Below are 18,465 nucleotides of genomic sequence, written 5' to 3'. Positions count from 1 at the left end.
CAGATTAAACGGCAAACGCATCCGGCCTCACTCGAACATCGGAGGATAGAGGCCATTACGTCCCGGCTGTGAACCTGCCGCCGGGTTAAACAGTAACGAAAATAGTTGCGCGGTGAGGTTGCCGCTGTGCTTGTGGGTCGCATGGACAAACCCATCACTGCGGTTACTCCACCAGTAGCTCATATGCTGCTGAGGATCGAAACGTTCCGCCACCTCACGCCAGCTCAGCGTGCAGGGCAGATCCTGAAAACCGAGCACATCCATAATTTCAGAGGGCTTCCGGGCGGGCACCAGCAGCGGCGGCAATGCCTGAATCTGCTGCTCTAACTGCTCGCCATTCAGCGGGGTCTGAACCGCCTGTAACAGCGTCGCGCCCAGATCCTGAAACCAGTCGCCGGAGATGGTCAGCTGCGCCGGATGCCACTGCGCCAGCGGAAAGCTGTGCAGGGCCAGCAGCGGCCAGGCGCGCCCCACGCGGTCGCAGGAGGGCAGTAAACAGCCCATCTGTATCTGTGGCCGGGTCGCGGTTACCGGCAGAACAAAATTCCACACCGGCGCGTGAAGAAAGTTGGCGCTGAAGGACCAGGCCTGCTGATGCCAGTGCATCAGTCCCTGCTGGAACCAGTGATTCCAGGGGCTAATCTGTTGCTCGCTCAGCCGATGGTGCAGAAAGTCACCGGTCGACGGCAGCTTGCCATACCAGCCGGGGGCCGTGTAAGCAGCCATGTTCACCTCACCATTACTCGCTATGCGAGTTTGACCGCGGGGCCGGGTGCAGAGGCGTTACCGCCAGCACAGAACCCGCTTCGCCCGCAATTTTCAGATTATCCGCCAGCTTGCGCATCATCAGTGCATTATCACGTGCATAAGGCGACGACTGAATCTGCTGATCCAGCAGCTGGCTGAGGTGCCAGTCGAGCTGCTGCAGATCGCGGGCACTGACCGTATCGGGCAGTGAGCGCTGGAGATTTTGCAGCAGCCAGGCCCGTAAAAACTCGCCGTCATAATTACGTGGTTGATAGAGCATCTGATAGGCGCGCAGCGCATTGCGGCTGTAGGCGTTATCATCACCCGGATCGTTACGCAGAATGTTGGTGATCTGCTGCGCCACGCGCGGCAGCAACAAAGACTTAAGCGCATTTTGATAAAGCACCCAGGCAGCATCGCTGACCTGACTGCCGCGATACAAGCCCGCCCGCATAGTAAGCGGCGGATTATCGAGAGAAAAACGTTCCGACAGCGGCAGCTTCACCAGGTTATTCAGAAAGGGTAGCAGATCAAAAATATTATCAGCAGGCTGATGAATCACCTGCTGACTCTGCTCACGAATCGCGGGTACCCGCGCAGCCACCTGTTGCAGATAATGTTGATTCTGGTAGTAACTCAGGCCCCACAGACTGGAGGCGATCAGCAGCGCGCCGGCCAGCACGCCGTAGCCAATCCAGTGGAACAGCTGATTGCGGTACTCCCAGCGGCGATTACTGCCCGCCAGACCGCTCTCTTTGAAAATGAGATCGCTCAGCAGGTCACGAATAAAGAAGCTCTGGCCTTTGTTGCCGGGAATCGGACTATTGCGATTAACGCTGTCCCAGGCCGCAATCGAGTGATCGCCTGCCTGGCGCAACTGCAGCTTGCGGCTCAGTTCACCCATCACCCGATCAAACGGCAGACCTTCCTGGGTTCCGCTGGTGAAGAACAGGCCGCGCGGACTCCAGGCAACCGCATCCTGATGGTCAGAAAAGACGATATCCAGATATTCATTCAGCAGCGGACGCAACGAGGCAAACTCCTGCGGGAAGAGGAAACATTCCGCACGCTCGTTCAGGTCGCGCTCAAGGGTCATCTGCTCAGCCAGATCCTGCTGGAGATTTTCTTCCAGCCGCTGGAACTGCTGACCAAAATGGCGATGCCAGTCATCTTTGTGCGGCTTGCCGAGATCCCAGTTAAACGTGAAGCCCCAGATGGCGTCACGCCGCGCTTTATCCATGGAGCCGAAGTAGCTCATAAAGCCTTTCAGCAGATCGGTTTTGGTCACCATCACATAAACCGGGAAGTGAATGCCGGTCTGCTGATGCAGTTCCGCCATGCGCTCACGCAGCGCGCTGGCCTGGGCGAAACGCGCCTCGGCAGAATCACTCAGCAGGTCGGCGACGCTGATCGTCATAATCACGCCGTTAATCGGCTGGCGGGTGCGATAGCGTTTCAGCAGATTAATAAAGCTGTGCCACTCCGCCGCATCGCGCACACGCTGGCTCTCCTGCAGCGCATAACGGCCGGCGGTATCGATCAGCACCGCGCTGTCAGTGAACCACCAGTCGCAGTTGCGGGTGCCACCGACGCCACGAATCGCCTGTTTGCCGAGCGTATCGGTCAGCGGAAATTCAAGGCCCGCATTAAACAGCGCGGTCGTTTTACCGGCGCCAGGCGCACCCATCACCAGATACCAGGGCAGCTGATAGAGATAATTAGCGTTAAAGCGTGACAGCAGACTGCCGCTGTGACGACGGCCAAACTGGGTGCGTTTCAGCTGCATCGCGGCTTCACTGAAGCGCTGGTTGAGCCGCTCTTCGGTCATCTGCCGTTCCGCCGAATCCTCGTGGCCCGCCAGTTCAAGCTGGGTCAGCAGGCGGCTGTTAAACCAGGCACGGTAAAGCGAGGGGATCAGCTGGAACAGAATCCAGAGAAAATAGAGGGCACTCACGGTGAGCTGACGAGGCAGAACCGGTTCCAGCGGGCGTGACTCGCCCCATGACCAGAACGGGCCCAGCATCCAGACCAGACAGCTCAGCGCCGTGACGCCGATAAAGCTCCACAGCAGGCGGTGCGTTAGCAGCAGACGAAGGGAGACGCGCATCATTGTGCTCCTTGATGATTACTGAGCGTTTCAGGCGCGGCAAACAGGGTGATTTCAACGCGGCGGTTGCGGGTCCGGTTTTCGCTGCTGTCGTTGGGCAGCAGCGGGTCGCTGTCGCCGCGGCCTTCAGAGCGAACCGTATGCCCGTCATTCAGCTGAACCTGTAACAGCTGGGTAATCGCACGGGCGCGGGCAAAAGAGAACTCATAGCTGGAGGCAAAGCGGCTGTTATCCACCGGATGATCGTCGGTAAACACCGAGACCAGAATGGTGCCTTTAACATCTTTCATGGCGTTTGAGACGCGGGCCAGCAGCGCGCGGCCTACCGGATTGATCACCGTGCCTTGCTCGGCAAACAGCTTGTCCGCCGGAATAATCACTTTGCTGCCAAAAGCACCATCGCTGACTTCGAGTTGTCCGGCGGCGATCACATCATTCAGGCGCTGACGCAGATCGAGCAGCGCCTGCGGGGAAGAGGGACGGCGGCCAGCGGTAATCTGCGGCAGCGGCGTCTGATAGATAGTGCGCAGCAGCGGTTCGGCAGCGTTGCCGAGCCGCCAGTTCAGGCCGCTGTAGATCAGGCAGCCAATCAGCGCGACCAGCATGGCGCAGGCCCAGAGCGGCACCATCGGACGGGCGAGGGTGCTCACCAGCGGATGCACCTCCACCAGTGGCGGTTGCGGGGTCTGACGCTGGGCGCGTGTTTCATCAATCAGGGTTTTCAGGCGTTTACGGATTCCGTCGCACTGAGCACGACCATTTTCACTGCCGCGATAGCGGCCTTCAAAGCCCAGCAGCAGGCAGTACTGCACCACTTCCAGCAGCCAGAGGTGCTGTTGCGGGCTTTGGGAAATGCGCGACAGCAGCTGAAAGAATTTTTCGCCGCCCCAGCTTTCATTGTGGAAGGTGACCAGCATGCCGTTGCCGGACCAGACGCCGCGCGTGCCCCAGGGGGTTTGCGCTGCCGCTTCATCCAGCGCGCTGCAGATGCAGTAACGCGCGCCGATAATCATCTCAAACGGCAGTCCTGCCTGTTTACAGCGTTGTTCAAACTGGCGGATTTCATCGATCAGAGACTGGCGCAGACCCGCAGGGTCGTCGTGGGTGGCTGCCTGACGAATTTGCACCACCGCGTTCAGCAGTGGCGCCGCAGCCTGAAGTAATAGATTCTCATTGCCTGAGGGGGTCGCCTCACGCGCAGGGGATTCCACAGTCATTAATTAGTGATCTTCCAGCCAATGGCCAATCCCTGTACCCACAGCCCGGGACGGTGCTGCGGGCAATATGCGCCGGATTTCATATTCAGTCTAAGATCCAGGTCGCGGTATCGTTAGTCCGGCAGGCTTTGCTGGCACCGCCGACGGCCACACAGACCTGTTTGGTTTTGCGGGGACGGGGACGATCGCTCTGCACCGTCGCATCATAACGATCGCTCGCCACGCCTGCTTTAAGCGGCACATAGCCGATCAGCGGGCCGTCAGCCTGGTCAGCAATCGCCAGCCAGCTGTGTTCCACATTACCTAATACTTCAAACGGTTTACCCGTTTCGAGATAGCGAACCACTTTGCCGCCGTAATCCGGCGAGGTCATGACGGAAGCACCATAGAGTGCGCGCCAGGTCTGATTGACCGGCTCAAATTCAGTCGGTGCCGCGACAGCGTGTCGATGGACCAGTTTGACGCCGTTAATTTCGCTGGTGACCAGCGTATCGTCAGTGACGGGCGGCGGCGGGGCCTTACAGCCTGCCAGGGTAAGAACCGCCAGCAGTGTTAACGCAAGACTCTTTTTCACCATGTTCCTCGTGATCTCATCAAAGTATCTGCATGTTGCCGGGCCCGATGCCAGGAGGCGCTGTTTGTCGCGCCGCATCGTGCCGAAATTCTGTTTTTCAAAAAAAGGTCAGTTTACATCAGGATAGTAACGTGTTCAGTCTACCTAAGACTTTTGAGAATTCAAACCATTGCACCCACTGCCGATGCGTGATAGCGGGCGCTTTACAGGCGGGTTTCGGTGTCAGAAAATCGCCAGCTAATGTGATAGTTAAAGCGAACTGAATTATCGCAGAGACAAACTGATTGAGAACAGTGCCGCGCATTCTGACATGCAATGAATCCGATTGGAAACTATTAAGATTTACTAATAACTTGTTGCCGAAAAAATTTATCAGTTTGTGTTAAGAATCTCATCAAAATCAGAATTAACGCCTCTGTTGTGGCCCCTTTTTTTCCGGAAAGCGGCACGCCTTTTGCTACAGAAAGGTTTTAACTACACAGAGGTGAGCAATGAGTGATGCCATGACCTGGCTACAGGCCTCGCGTGACAGCGATATTGCCAGCCTGCAACGGCTGCTTGAGACCGGCGAGCTGATGGCCGCCGTCAGTGAACTGGTTCATCGGTTGCAGCGTGAGCGTGGCGCGAACAACCTCTGGATCTGCTCAGACGGCACGCTGTTCAGCGCCGAACGTCTCGCCCGCCAGCAGGAGGTCAGCGACGGTTTGCAGCACTTTTATCGGGCGCTGCCGCCCGCCGTGGCGCAGCCCGGCTACAGTCGCTTCTGCAACCTGATTGCGGCCGCTCTTCAGGCGCTGGACGGTCTGCCCGCGCTGCGTCAGCAAATCAGCCAGGGTGAGCGGGATCAGGCTGCGGCGATGGCCGCCTTTAATCAGGTGATCCGCACCTTACTCAATCTGGTGTTTGAGGCGGCCGACACCGCCAGCTATCCCGGCATTTCCCGCGCGCTTATCGCCCTGTTCAGCTTTATGCAGGGCAAAGAGCTGGCCGGACAGGAGCGGGCCATCGGCTCTGCTGGCTTTGCGGCGGGGCAGTTTACGCCTGACCAGCGCAGCCAGATGGTGGCCCTGATTGCGGCCCAGGAGCAGAGTTTTACCACCTTCCGGGAATTTGCCGACAGCGCCGCCTGTGAATGCTGGCAGCCGCTGGCTCAGCCCGGTCGGGACATCGAACGTCTGCGGCGTATCGCCTGCACCGGCGGCCGGTATGATGAAACCGGCGCGCTGCACTGGTTTTCTCTGCTCTCTGAGCGGCTGGACCAGATGAAAACGCTGGAAGATGCCCTGACGGCCACGCTGATGCAGCGCTGCCGTGAGGCGATTGCTCAGGCGCAGCAGCAGGCAGCCTTTCCGGTCGTTCGGGGCGACAGCAACTTCTCGCTCTACGTCTCCGGGGCTGACTGGCTGCCCGGCGCGGCTGCACTCAACAGTGACGGCCTGGCCCCGCAGCTTGGGCGCTCGGTGCTGTCGCTGATTGGTGAGCAGTCGCAGCGTCTGCAACAGCAGGCGGATGAGCTGGCGTCGATGCGGGCCTCACTCGACGAGCGACGGGTGATCGATCAGGCCAAGCACTGGCTGATGCAGCAGCAGGGGTTCAGCGAAGAGGCCGCCTGGCAGGCGCTGCGCAAAAGTGCGATGAATCAGAACAAGCGGGTACTGGAAATCGCACAGGCGGTGCTGGCGGTGGCGAAGACCCTGGACACCTAACCCGGATGAGGTAGCTGCACAGCCTTTGTGCGTGATCTGCGTCGGAAACGTGCAAAAACGGTTAATTTCTCACCAGGCTGTCCCCGCAGATCGGCATTCACGCGGCTTCGGCGATCTGGCACACCCTTTGCTTTAACCTTACAGAGAGTACGCATTGCTCCCGCCAATGGCGGTGGGGTCAGTGCTTTGGATAAAGGCGTCCATCCGCAGGCTTCGGCTTGTCGGAGGACGCCTTTTTTTATTTCTGTTCAGGGGCAACTTGATGAGCAAAACGCCATTTTCACTGACACGACGTCAGGCGCTGATCTCCGGTGCTGCGCTGGGTGCGGCCTGGATCGTTCCGGGATTACGAAATGCAGTCTGGGCAGCAGGTTCCGATGCGCCAGAAAAGGCGCAGGTGCGGGTGGGCTTTATTCCGCTTACCGACTGTGCGCCGGTGGTTATGGCGTCGGTAAAAGGCTTCGATAAGAAGTATGGCCTGACGCTTGCGGTCAGCAAAGAGGCGAGCTGGGCGGCGGTGCGCGACAAGCTGACCTCCGGCGAACTGGATGCGGCGCATGTGCTCTACGGCATGATCTACGCGCTGCAGCTTGGCGTGGCGGGACCGCAGCACGACATGGCGAACCTGATGACGCTCAATCACAACGGGCAGGCCATTACCCTGTCGAACCAGCTGAAAGCCAGTGGCGTCACCGATGCGGCCAGCCTGAAAAAAGCCGTTGATAGCCGCCCTAAAGGCAGCCTGACTTTCGCTCATACCTTTCCCACCAGTACGCACGCCATGTGGCTCTACTACTGGCTGGCCAATGCCGGGATTCATCCGTTTGACGACGTGCGCACCGTAGTCGTGCCGCCGCCGCAGATGGTGATGAACATGAAGATTGGCAACATGAGCGGCTACTGCGTCGGCGAGCCGTGGAACCAGCGCGCCATCAGCGACAACATCGGCTTTACCGCCGCCACCAGCCAGCAGATCTGGCCGGAGCATCCGGAAAAAGTGCTCGGCACCCGCGCGCAGTGGGTGAAAGAGAATCCTAATACTGCCCGCGCGCTGACCGCCGCCGTGCTGGAGGCCGCGCGCTGGATCGACGCCTCAGACGATAACCGCCGTGAAACCGCGCAGGTGTTAGCCGGGCGCGCCTGGATCAATACCAAAGTGGAAACGCTGCAGGGGCGAATGCTCGGCCAGTATCAGAACGGCCTGGGACAGTCGTGGCAGGACGCGCATCCGATGCGCTTCTTCGACAACGGTAACGTCAGTTTTCCGTGGCTCTCCGACGGCATGTGGTTCCTGACGCAGATGAAACGCTGGGGACTGCTCACCCGCGATCCCGATTACGTCGCCGTGGCCCGCCAGATCAACCGCATCGACATCTACAAACAGGCTGCCAGCGCCGTCGGGCAGATTGCATTGCCTGCCAGTGAGATGCGCAGCAGCACCCTGATCGACGGCAAAGTCTGGGATGGCAGCAATCCTGCCGCCTACGCCGCCAGTTTCGCTATCAAACGTTAAGAGAGGTCGTTATGAAAACTGACGCGCGCGCGCTGGCTCAGCCGGTGCAAACCCCCGGCAGTGCCACCGTTATTCCGTTACAGGTCACCCCCAAAGCCGCCGTTCGTCCGGCGCGGCTGCGTCCGTTTCTGCAGCGCTGCATACCGGCTGCGGGCGGCCTGCTGCTGATGCTGCTGGTGTGGCAGATCGCCGCCCTGTCCGAACCCTCGTTTCCTTCGCCTTACGCGACCTGGCAGGCCGCGCAGGTGCTGTTCGCTGACCCGTTCTACAGCAATGGCCCCAACGATCAGGGCATCGGCTGGAATGTGCTGGCCTCCCTGCAGCGCGTCGCCATCGGCTTCGGCCTGGCTGCGCTGGTGGGCATTCCGGCCGGTTTTCTGCTGGGGCGCTTCACCTTTATGGCGCGGATGTTCAATCCGATTATCGCCTTACTGCGTCCGGTCAGTCCGCTGGCCTGGCTGCCGATTGGCCTGCTGCTGTTTCAGCGCGCCGAGCCAGCCGCCAGCTGGACCATTTTCATCTGTTCAATCTGGCCGATGATCATCAACACCGCCGAAGGAGTGCAGCGCATTCCGCAGGACTACCTCAACGTAGCGCGCGTGTTACAGCTTTCTGAATGGACGGTGATGCGCCGGATCCTGCTGCCCGCCGTGCTGCCTGCGGTGCTCACCGGGGTGCGTCTCTCTATCGGCATCGCGTGGCTGGTGATCGTTGCCGCCGAAATGCTGACGGGCGGGCTGGGGATCGGCTTCTGGATCTGGAACGAGTGGAACAACCTCAACGTGGCAAACATTCTGATCGCCATTCTGATTATCGGTGTGGTCGGGCTGCTGCTGGAGCAGGGTCTGATGCTGCTGGCGCGTCGTTTCAGCTGGGAAAAATAAGGAGAACATCATGCAGCAACACATTATTCGCGTTCAGCAGGTGAGTCAGCGTTTCAATACCGCCACTGGCGAGTTTCTGGCACTGGACAACGTCAGCTTTGATATTCACGAAGGGGAAACCCTGAGCCTGATTGGTCACTCCGGCTGCGGCAAATCGACACTGCTGAACCTGATTGCCGGACTCACCCGTCCCAGCAGCGGCGTGCTGCTGTGTGATAACCGCGAAATCACCGGGCCGGGCCCGGAGCGTGCGGTGGTGTTTCAGAACCATTCGCTGCTGCCGTGGCTGACGGCGTTTCAGAACGTCGAACTGGCGGTGCAGCAGGTCTTTAAAGGACGCTTCAGCAAAGCGGAGATGCGGGACTGGATCGAGCACAACCTTAATCGGGTGCAGATGAGTCACGCCATGCACAAGCGGCCTGGCGAGATCTCAGGCGGCATGAAGCAGCGCGTCGGCATTGCCCGGGCGCTGGCGATGAAGCCGCGCGTGCTGCTGCTGGATGAGCCATTTGGCGCGCTGGATGCCTTAACCCGCGCTCACCTGCAGGACAGCGTAATGCGCATTCAGCAGGAGCTGAACACCACCATCGTGCTGATCACCCATGACGTGGATGAAGCGGTGCTGCTCTCCGATCGGGTAATGATGATGACCAACGGCCCGGCGGCAAAGGTCGGCGAAATCCTCACCGTCGATCTGCCGCGTCCGCGCTCGCGGGTGGCGCTGGCGGATGAGCCGCGCTACCACCAGCTGCGCCAGAAAGTGCTGCATTTTCTCTATGAAAAACAGACCACGGCGGCATAAGGAGCAGACCATGAGGCAACGGTTGCTGGTGATAGGCAATGGTATGGCGGGGATGCAGATGGTGGAGAGCCTGCTGCAGCGTGCGCCGCTGCGTTACGCCATCACGGTCATTGGCCGCGAGCCGCACGGCAACTACAACCGCGTGCTGCTGTCGCCGGTGCTGGCGGGTGAAAAGTCCTTCAGTGACACCCTGATCCACGATCGCGACTGGTATCAGCGGCACGGCGTCACGCTGCTGACCGGCGAAACCGTGCAGCAGGTCGATCTGGCCGCACGCACGGTGCAGACCGATCAGCGCCAGCTCGGCTGGGATCGGCTGGTGTTTGCCACCGGCTCACAGCCTCGTCTGCCTGCGATTCCGGGTATCGATGCGGAGTGCGTGATGAGTTTTCGCAGCATCGCCGACGTCCGGCGACTGCTGGCGGGCCAGGGACCGGTGGTGATACTGGGCGGCGGCTTTCTCGGCATTGAAGCGGCGGCGGCACTCCGCGCCCGTGGCCGTGAGGTTACGCTGGTCCATCACAAACCCTGGCTGCTGGATCGCCAGCTGGATGCAAAAGCGGGCGAGCTGTTGCTGACGGCTTTAGCGCAGCGCGGTATCTGCTGTGAACTCAACAGCGGACTGTCGGCGATTGACGAGGCGGGCGTAATGCTCACCAGCGGCCGCCACTGCGCCGCCACGCAGGTGGTGATCGCCATCGGCGTGCAGCCGGAGATAACGCTGGCGCAGGCGGCGGGGCTGCCGTGTCAGCGCGGCATTCTGGTCGATGGTCAGCTGCGCAGCGCCATTCCCGATGTTTACGCCGTAGGCGAGTGCTGTGAAATCGCGGGTGAAACCTTTGGCCTGGTCGCGCCCTGCCTGGCGCAGGCACAGATTCTGGCGGCGCAGCTGGCGGGATCGCCGCTGGCAGATTTTGTCAGCCAGCCACTGGCGACGCGTCTCAAAGTCAGCGGCATTTCGCTGTTCAGCGCCGGTGACGTCAGCGAGGCGCCCTCCATCAGCAGTTTCGATCCCCTCTCCGGCGACTATCGCCGCCTTTTTCTCCGTCAGGGCCGCCTCTGTGGCGTGCTGCTCTCTGGCGACACCCGGCAGGGCGCGGCGTGGCTGGAACGCCTGCAGCGCGCTGAGCCTGTCACGCTCGATACCCTGTTCGATCACGATCAACCTGAACCGCAGCCACAGGCTGCAGAGAGTCCTGAGATGAGTAAACCGGTTTTAGCCGTCATTGGTCACGGCATGGTCAGTCACCACTTTCTTGAACAGCTGGTTGCCCGCGAACTGCATCAGCTCTATCACATCGTAGTTTACGGCGAGGAGCGCCAGCAGGCTTACGATCGGGTGCATCTGTCGGACTATTTCAACGGCAAAACGGCCGGTGATCTGTCGCTGGTCGGCGCGGACTTCTTTGCCCTGCACGGTATCGAACTGCGCAGCGGCTGCACGGTGGTGGCGATCGACCGCCAGCAGCGCAGCCTGCGTGACAGCGCGGGCAATGAGCTGGCGTGGGATAAGCTGGTGCTGGCGACCGGCTCACGCGCTTTTGTTCCGCCGGTGCCGGGTCATGACGGCGAACGCTGCTTTGTCTATCGCACGCTGGATGACCTTGATGCCATTGCTGCCTGCGCCCGCCATAGCCAGCGCGGCATTGTGATTGGCGGCGGCCTGCTGGGTCTGGAGGCGGCGAATGCGCTGCGGCAGCTCGGACTCGAAACGCACGTGGTGGAGTTCGCGCCACGCCTGATGGCGGTGCAGCTCGATGAGGGCGGTGCGCTGATGCTGCGTCAGAAGATCGACGCGCTGGGCGTTACGGTTCACACCTCAAAACAGACCGAACTGATCGCGCGTCAGCCCGATGGCAGCGTGGTGCTGCGCTTTGCTGACGGCAGCAGTTTACCCGGCGATCTGGTGCTGTTCTCTGCCGGTATCCGGCCGCGCGATGAGCTGGCGCGTGAGGCGGGCCTGACGCTGGGACCGCGCGGCGGCATTGAGATTAACGATCGCTGCCAGACCAGCGATGACGACGTGTTTGCCATTGGAGAATGCGCACTATGGAACGGTCAGATCTTTGGCCTGGTCGCGCCGGGCTATCAGATGGCGCGGGTGCTGGCCGGACATCTGGCGGCTGAACCGGCTGCCTTCAGCGGCGCGGATATGAGCACCAAACTGAAACTGCTGGGCGTGGAGGTGGCCTCCTTTGGTGATGCGCATGGTCGAACGCCAGGCAGCCAGCACTATCACTGGACCGACGGGCCAAAAGGCATCTACAAGAAAATCGTGGTCTCTGCGGAGGGCACCCGGCTGCTGGGCGGCGTGCTGGTCGGCGACAGCAGCGATTACGCCACGCTGCTGCAGATGATGCTCAATGACTTACCGCTGCCCACCGCACCGGAAAGCCTGATCCTGCCTGCGCTGGCCGGTGCGCCGAAAGCACCCGGCGTCGCGGCGTTACCGGACAGCGCGCAGGTCTGTTCCTGCCACAACGTCAGTAAGGGCGATATCTGCGCGGCGGTGAAAGGCGGATGCGGTGAGATGAGCAGCATCAAGCGCTGCACCAAAGCGGCCACCGGCTGCGGCGGCTGCGCGGCGCTGGTGAAGCAGGTGATGGAGTTTCAGCTGGAAAATCTGGGCGTCGAGGTGAAAAAAGATGTCTGCGACCACTTCAGCTATTCACGCCAGGAGCTTTATCACCTGGTGCGGGCAGGCGAGTTCAGGACCTTTGATGCGCTGCTGGCCTCGCACGGCCGGGGGCAGGGCTGTGAGATCTGCAAGCCGCTGGTGGCATCGCTGCTCGCCTCCTGCTGGAACGACTATCTGCTGAAACCGGCGCATCTGCCGCTGCAGGACACAAATGACCGCTACTTCGCCAACATCCAGAAAGATGGCACCTATTCCGTGGTGCCGCGTGTCCCGGCCGGCGAAATCACGCCACAGGGGCTGATCGCCATTGGCGAAGTGGCGGCGCGTTACGATCTCTACACCAAAATCACCGGCGGTCAGCGTATTGACCTGTTTGGCGCGCGGCTCGATCAACTGCCCGATATCTGGCAGACGCTGCTCGCAGCCGGTTTCGAAACCGGTCACGCCTACGGCAAATCGCTGCGCACCGTGAAGTCCTGTGTCGGTTCAACCTGGTGCCGCTACGGCGTGCAGGATTCGACCGCCTTCGCCATCGCGCTGGAGAACCGCTACAAGGGGCTACGTGCGCCGCATAAGATCAAAATGGCCGTGTCGGGCTGTACCCGCGAGTGTGCGGAAGCGCAGAGCAAAGATATCGGCGTGATCGCCACCGAAAAGGGCTGGAACCTCTACGTCTGCGGCAACGGCGGCATGAAACCGCGCCATGCCGACCTGTTCGCCAGCGATCTCGACGACGCCACGCTGCTGCGTTATGTCGATCGCCTGCTGATGTTCTATATCCGCACCGCCGATCGTCTGCAGCGTACCAGCGTCTGGATGGACAATCTGGAAGGCGGTCTGGATTACCTGCGCCAGGTGGTGATAGAGGATAGCCTCGGGCTGGGCGCGACCCTGGAGCAGGAGATGCAGCGGGTGGTGGAGGCGTATCAGTGCGAGTGGCAGACCACGCTGGCGGACCCGTCGCGCCTGGCGCTGTTTACGCCGACGGTCAACAGCGACCAGCCAGATGAATCGCTGCACTACAGCCGTGTCCGCGGTCAGCGCCAGCCTGAAACCGTGGCCACACGTCCGCTGCTGCAACTGCCCGCCGAGCCGTGGAGTGCTATCTGCGCGCTGGAGGCGATCCCGCCAGAGGCAGGGATTGGCGCACGACTTGGCACCGAGCGTGTCGCGCTGTTCCGCTTTGGTGACGCGCTGTTTGCCCTGGAAGATCGCGAACCTGGCAGCGATGCCAGCGTGCTGTCGCGCGGGATCCTGGGCGATGTCGGCGGCGAGCCGGTGGTGATCTCTCCGCTCTACAAGCAGCGGATACGGCTGCGTGACGGGCAGAGTCTGGATAACCCGCAGTATCAGCTGCGCTGCTGGCCGGTGAAGCTGGAAGCCGGGCAGATCTGGCTGGCTAACCGTCCGCTTAATCAGCTGGCGCAGGCATCATGAACAGCACCTGTCCCTATTGCGGCGTCGGCTGTGGCGTCTGCGTCACGCCGCAGGGTCCGCACCAGGCAACCGTCGTCGGCGATCCACAGCATCCTGCCAATGCGGGCCGGTTATGCGTTAAGGGTGCGGCGCTCGGCGAGACGCTGACTCCGCAGGGGCGTCTTCTCACCGCCCAGGTTAACGGCCAGCAGGTCAGCCTCGACGCTGCGCTGGATGCGGCGGCGGCGGGATTGCGTGCGGTGATCGATCAATATGGTCCGCAGGCGGTGGCGTTTTATGGCTCCGGCCAGCTGCTGACCGAGGATTACTACGTCGCCAATAAGCTGATGAAGGGGTATATCGGCGCGGCCAATATCGATACCAATTCCCGGCTCTGCATGGCGTCGGCGGTGGTTGGTTATAAGCGGGCGCTGGGAGCCGATGCGGTGCCCTGCTGTTATGAGGATCTGGAGCAGGCCGATCTGGTGTTGCTGGTGGGCTCTAACGCCGCCTGGGCGCATCCGGTGGTCTGGCAGCGGCTGATGCAGGCGAAGCTGCAACGCCCGGCGATGCGTATTGTCGTGATTGATCCGCGCCGCACGGCGAGTGGCGATCAGGCCGATCTGCATCTGCCACTGCGTCCCGGCAGCGATTCAGCGTTGTTTTCCGGTCTGCTGCACTGGCTGGCGCAGCACGATGGTCTTGATAGCAGCATGCTGCCGTATCTGAATGGTGTGAGTGAAACCCTGGCCGCCGCCGCGCAGTGGGATGTGGCGCGGGTAGCAGAGGCCTGTGATGTAACGGAACAGCAGGTGACGCACTTTTTCCGGCTGGTCAGTCAGCACGATCGGGTGCTGACGCTGTGGTGCATGGGAATCAATCAGTCCGCCACCGGTAGCGACAATATCCAGGCGATTCTTAATCTGCATCTGCTGACGGGCAAAATAGGTCGTGCGGGCTGCGGGCCTTTTTCGCTGACCGGACAGCCAAATGCGATGGGCGGACGCGAAGTGGGTGGCCTGGCGAATCAGCTGGCGGCGCACATGAGTTTTACGGACGCGGATTGCGCTCGGGTGCAGCGTTTCTGGCGCAGCCCGTCGATAGCCCGCCAGCCGGGGCTGATGGCGCTGGATCTTTTCAGGGCAATTGCGGAAGGCGAGGTGAAAGCGGTGTGGATTATGGGCACCAATCCGGCGGTGTCGATGCCGGAGGGCAATCGCGTGGCGCAGGCGCTGGCGGCGTGTCCGCTGGTAATTGTCTCTGACGTGATGGCGCAGACCGATACCAGCGCCTTTGCCGATATTCTGCTGCCCGCCCAGGGATGGGGCGAGAAGAACGGCACCGTGACCAATTCAGAGCGACGTATTTCGCGTCAGCGCGCCTTTGCCGCCGCGCCCGGAGATGCCCGGCCTGACTGGTGGCTGCTGGCGCAGGTGGCGCAGCGATTAGGGTTCCGCGAGGGCTTTAACTGGCAGCATCCGTCGGAGATTTTCCGCGAGCATGCGGCGCTGTCAGGTTTTGAGAACCGGGGGCAGCGGGCGTTTGATATCAGCGGGCTGGCGCAGTTAACCCAGGCCGGATGGGACGCGCTGCGTCCGGTTCAGTGGCCGGTGAATGGTGATTTTCCGCAGGGCTGTGCCCGGTTGTTTGGCGATCGCCGCTTTTTCCACGAGGACGGGAAAGCCCGGCTGCGTGTTCCGGCCACGCCTGCCTTAATACCCCGTGAGGCTGCCTGGCCACTGTTGATGAATAGCGGTCGGGTGCGCGATCAGTGGCACACCATGACGCGCACCGGGCTGGTGCCGCGTCTGATGCAGCATTGCGATGAGCCGTTTGTGGCGCTGCATCCCGCTGATGCCGCGCAGTATGGCGTCGCGGCGGGCGGCCTGGCGCGGGTGCAGTCGGTGCAGGGCTGGATCAGTGTGCGGGTGCGCACGGATGTCGGGATGCGGCGCGGCGAACTGTTTGTGCCGATGCACTGGAACCGGCAGTTCAGTCAGCGGAGTCACGTGGGGATGCTGGTCGCCGCCCGCGCCTGTCCGTTTTCGGGACAGCCCGCGCTGAAGCAGACGCCGGTGCGGATTCTGCCGCTGGCGGTGAGCTGGCAGGGTTGGTTGTGGCAGCGCGGGATTACCCCGCTTGCGGGATTGCGTTACTGGTCGCGTGTGCCCTATGCGGCGGCGCAGCGTTATGCGGTAGCGGGCGAGGGATCGCCGCAGGCGTGGCTTGCCGGGCAGGTCGATCTGTCAGGCTATACAGTACAGCTCGCCACCGGCAGCGGTTGTGATTACCGGTTGCTGGCCTGGCGCGACGGTGAGTTGCAGCTGGCGTTTTATGCCGGTAGCACGTTGCCGTCGCTGGATAGTGCGTTTGTCGCCGCAGCCTTTGCTGATGCGCCGCAGGATGCTGCCGGGCGGCACAGCGTGCTGGCAGGTCGGGCGGCACAGCGCAGCGCGGCGGGCCGGATTATCTGTAGTTGTATGTCGGTAGGTGAACAGTCGATTTTGCAGGCGATAACGCAGGGGTGTCGCAGCACTCAGGCATTGGGCGAGAAGCTGAAGTGCGGCACGCAGTGTGGCTCCTGTATTCCGGAGCTGAAGCAGCTGTTGCTGTCCGACGTGGTTGTGGAGGAATGATGACGCGAGCAATTGATTCTCTGGATAAGTTACTGGCTCCGGCCGGTGTGGCTAAGCAGCAGGGTGCGGTGTGGCTGGTGGGTGCAGGCCCTGGCGATGTGGAGCTGCTGACGGTGAAAGCGTTGCGGTTGCTGCAGCGGGCTGAAGTGGTGGTGTATGACCGGCTGGTGAGTGAAGCGGTGATGGCCGAGGTGCCGGAGAGCGCGTTATGCATTGATGTGGGTAAGCAGCCGGGGCAGCACGGGCTGAAGCAGGCGCAGATTAATCAGTTGCTGGTGGATCTGGCGCGCAGCGGGCGCGATGTGATCCGCCTGAAGGGCGGCGATCCGTTTATTTTTGGTCGCGGTGGCGAGGAGATGGTGAGCCTGCAGGAGGCCGGGATTCGCTGTGAGGTCGTGCCGGGGATTACGGCGGCGGTGGGCTGTGCGGCGGCCAGCGGGATTCCGTTGACGCATCGCGATTGCGCGCAGTCGTTGCGGTTGATTACCGGGCATGGCCGGAGTGGCGAGCCGCAGCTGGATGCAGCCGCGCTGTCGGCGGTGAATCAGACGCTGGTGTTTTATATGGGGTTGAGCTGGAGTGCGTCGATCAGTGCGCAGTTGCAGGCGCAGGGGCGGGATGCGGCGACGCCGGTGGCGATTATCGAGAAGGGAACCCGGCCGGACCAGCGGGTGCTGATCACCACGCTGGGTGGGCTGGCGGAGACGGTCGCGCGGGATCAGCCGGTGTCGCCGTCGCTGCTGGTGGTGGGTGAGGTCGTGCGGTTTTATCGGGCGGATTTGCAGGTGCGGGGTAATGGGAGCGGGAGCCGGTGCGTCGTGCAGGAAGTCGGGTGCGTCGTGCAGGAAGTACGGTGCGTCGTGCAGGAAAGGCCTGCCTGATCGCAAAGGAGTCCCGCATCCCTGCGGATTGGGCTCGCCCTCCCTGGCTCGCACACTTTGCTCTTCAGGCAGGCCATCCCTGCACGGCTGGCGGTGGTGCGGAGTTTTACTGGTTTACCTGAATGGAGTGGAAGTAAGGTGCGTCGTGCAGGAAAGGCCTGCCTGATCGCAAAGGAGTCCCGCATCCCTGCGGATTGGGCTCGCCATCCCTGGCTCGCACACTTTGCTTTTCAGGCAGGCCATCCCTGCACGGTTGGCATTAGTGCGGGGTTTTGCTGGTTTGCTGCAATGGAGTGGAAATAGGGTGTGTCGTGCAGGAAAAGCCTGCCTGATCGCAAAGGAATCCCGCATCCCTGCGGACTGGGCTCGCCATCCCTGGCCCGCACACTTTGCTCTTCAGGCAGGCCTTACCTGCACGGTTGGTCATGGTGCGGGGTTTTGCTGGAATGACCGCACTTTCCTGCGCCTCAAATTCTTATTTCTCACCGCTCTGGAATCATTCACGTCACTTTGATACGGGTGTTCAGTTACATCGCCCGCTTCAGCGGCAGCGGGGCCACCAGCACTTTCACGCCCAGGGCTTCAAACGCTTTGACCTGCGCGGAGCTGATGCCGCTGTCGGTGATCAGGTAGTGGATGTTGCTCCAGTCACAGGGCAGCGCGAACATGGAAACCTTGTCGATTTTGCTGGAGTCGGCCACCACGTAGACCGTGCTGGCGGATTTGATCATCGCCAGTTTTACCTTGATGTCCGTTTCGCTGGGAAAGCTCAGGCCCAGACGCGGTGAGATGCAGGCGGTCGCCAGGAAGAGTTTCTCGGCCAGCACGTTTTCGAAAAAACTGGCCGCCTTCTCGCCGGATGTTGAGAGCGTCGGAAATTTAAAGGTGCCGCCGGTCAGCAGAATGTTGATCCCCGGTTCGCCGCCCAGTTTCAGGGCGATATTGACCGCCGTGGTCACCACTGACAGACGGCGGATGTGGCTGATGGCGTCGGTTATCGCGGTAGTCGTGGTGCCGGAATCGAAAATCACCGTGTCGCCATTTTCGATATGCTGCGCCGCCAGCCGGCCAATCGCCTCTTTCTCTTCCAGATGGGTCTGCCGCTCCAGCAGCATCGCCCCGGTATTCTGCTTGCCCGTCATCAGCGTCGCGCCACCGTGGTAGCGCTGCACAAACCCCTGTTTTTGCAGCATGCGCAGGTCGCTGCGTAATGTGGCTTCAGTCAGGCCAAAGGTCTCCGTCAGCGCTTTGACCGTGACCGTGCCATCCTCACGGATCATCTCCAGAATTTTCTCGCGGCGTTGCTGCATGTCAGCGAACTGCTCACTTTTGCTTTTCAATCGA

Annotated in this window: 12 protein-coding genes; 7 read left to right on the top strand and 5 right to left on the bottom strand. The window is 61.3% G+C overall.

What is annotated here, in order from left to right:
• Positions 1-27: 27 nt before the first annotated feature.
• The 4 genes from tagF to PU624_RS14680 form a co-directional block, all read right to left on the bottom strand.
• A complete protein-coding gene (gene tagF, locus PU624_RS14695; RefSeq protein WP_283545574.1) occupies positions 28-726 on the bottom strand; it encodes a type VI secretion system-associated protein TagF in 699 nt (232 codons plus the stop codon).
• 13 nt (positions 727-739) lie between these two features.
• Positions 740-2,854 carry a type VI secretion system membrane subunit TssM gene (gene tssM / locus PU624_RS14690; protein ID WP_283548000.1) on the bottom strand — a complete coding sequence of 705 codons (2,115 nt, stop codon included), beginning with the start codon at positions 2,852-2,854 and terminating at the stop codon, positions 740-742.
• Positions 2,854-4,071, bottom strand: a complete 1,218-nt coding sequence (icmH, locus tag PU624_RS14685; RefSeq protein WP_283545573.1) for a type IVB secretion system protein IcmH/DotU — start codon at positions 4,069-4,071, stop codon at positions 2,854-2,856. The genes tssM and icmH overlap by 1 nt, the downstream gene beginning before the upstream one ends.
• A gap of 85 nt (positions 4,072-4,156) precedes the next feature.
• Positions 4,157-4,648, bottom strand: coding sequence for an SH3 domain-containing protein (locus PU624_RS14680; protein WP_179895939.1), 492 nt, complete (start codon positions 4,646-4,648; stop codon positions 4,157-4,159).
• 488 nt (positions 4,649-5,136) lie between these two features.
• On the opposite strand from PU624_RS14680, the gene PU624_RS14675 reads away from it, so the two are divergent.
• From PU624_RS14675 to cobA, 7 genes are all read left to right on the top strand, one after another.
• A complete protein-coding gene (locus PU624_RS14675) occupies positions 5,137-6,351 on the top strand; it encodes a nitrate regulatory protein (protein ID WP_283545572.1) in 1,215 nt (404 codons plus the stop codon).
• Between the two features lie 262 nt (positions 6,352-6,613).
• A complete protein-coding gene (locus PU624_RS14670; protein WP_283545571.1) occupies positions 6,614-7,864 on the top strand; it encodes a CmpA/NrtA family ABC transporter substrate-binding protein in 1,251 nt (416 codons plus the stop codon).
• Between the two features lie 11 nt (positions 7,865-7,875).
• Positions 7,876-8,748 (top strand): nitrate ABC transporter permease, encoded by an 873-nt coding sequence (gene ntrB, locus PU624_RS14665; RefSeq protein WP_283545570.1) that lies wholly within the window; start codon positions 7,876-7,878, stop codon positions 8,746-8,748.
• 10 nt (positions 8,749-8,758) lie between these two features.
• On the top strand, positions 8,759-9,550 hold the full coding sequence (locus PU624_RS14660; RefSeq protein WP_283545569.1) for an ABC transporter ATP-binding protein: 792 nt from the start codon (positions 8,759-8,761) through the stop codon (positions 9,548-9,550).
• Positions 9,551-9,560: 10 nt separating this feature from the next.
• Positions 9,561-13,625, top strand: a complete 4,065-nt coding sequence (gene nirB / locus PU624_RS14655) for a nitrite reductase large subunit NirB (RefSeq protein WP_283545568.1) — start codon at positions 9,561-9,563, stop codon at positions 13,623-13,625.
• Complete coding sequence (locus PU624_RS14650) at positions 13,622-16,240, top strand: nitrate reductase (RefSeq protein ID WP_283545567.1); 2,619 nt, start codon at positions 13,622-13,624, stop codon at positions 16,238-16,240. Before nirB ends, PU624_RS14650 begins: the two co-directional genes overlap by 4 nt.
• A complete protein-coding gene (gene cobA / locus PU624_RS14645) occupies positions 16,240-17,121 on the top strand; it encodes a uroporphyrinogen-III C-methyltransferase (RefSeq protein ID WP_283547999.1) in 882 nt (293 codons plus the stop codon). The genes PU624_RS14650 and cobA overlap by 1 nt, the downstream gene beginning before the upstream one ends.
• 527 nt (positions 17,122-17,648) lie before the next feature.
• Here the strand turns inward: cobA and PU624_RS14640 are convergent.
• A complete protein-coding gene (locus tag PU624_RS14640; RefSeq protein ID WP_008926167.1) occupies positions 17,649-18,461 on the bottom strand; it encodes a DeoR/GlpR family DNA-binding transcription regulator in 813 nt (270 codons plus the stop codon).
• Between the last annotated feature and the right edge of the window lie 4 nt (positions 18,462-18,465).

Origin of the sequence: Pantoea sp. Lij88 (assembly GCF_030062155.1) — a bacterium.
Taxonomy (GTDB): domain Bacteria; phylum Pseudomonadota; class Gammaproteobacteria; order Enterobacterales; family Enterobacteriaceae; genus Pantoea.
This window is presented reverse-complemented; position numbering and strand designations above follow the sequence as displayed.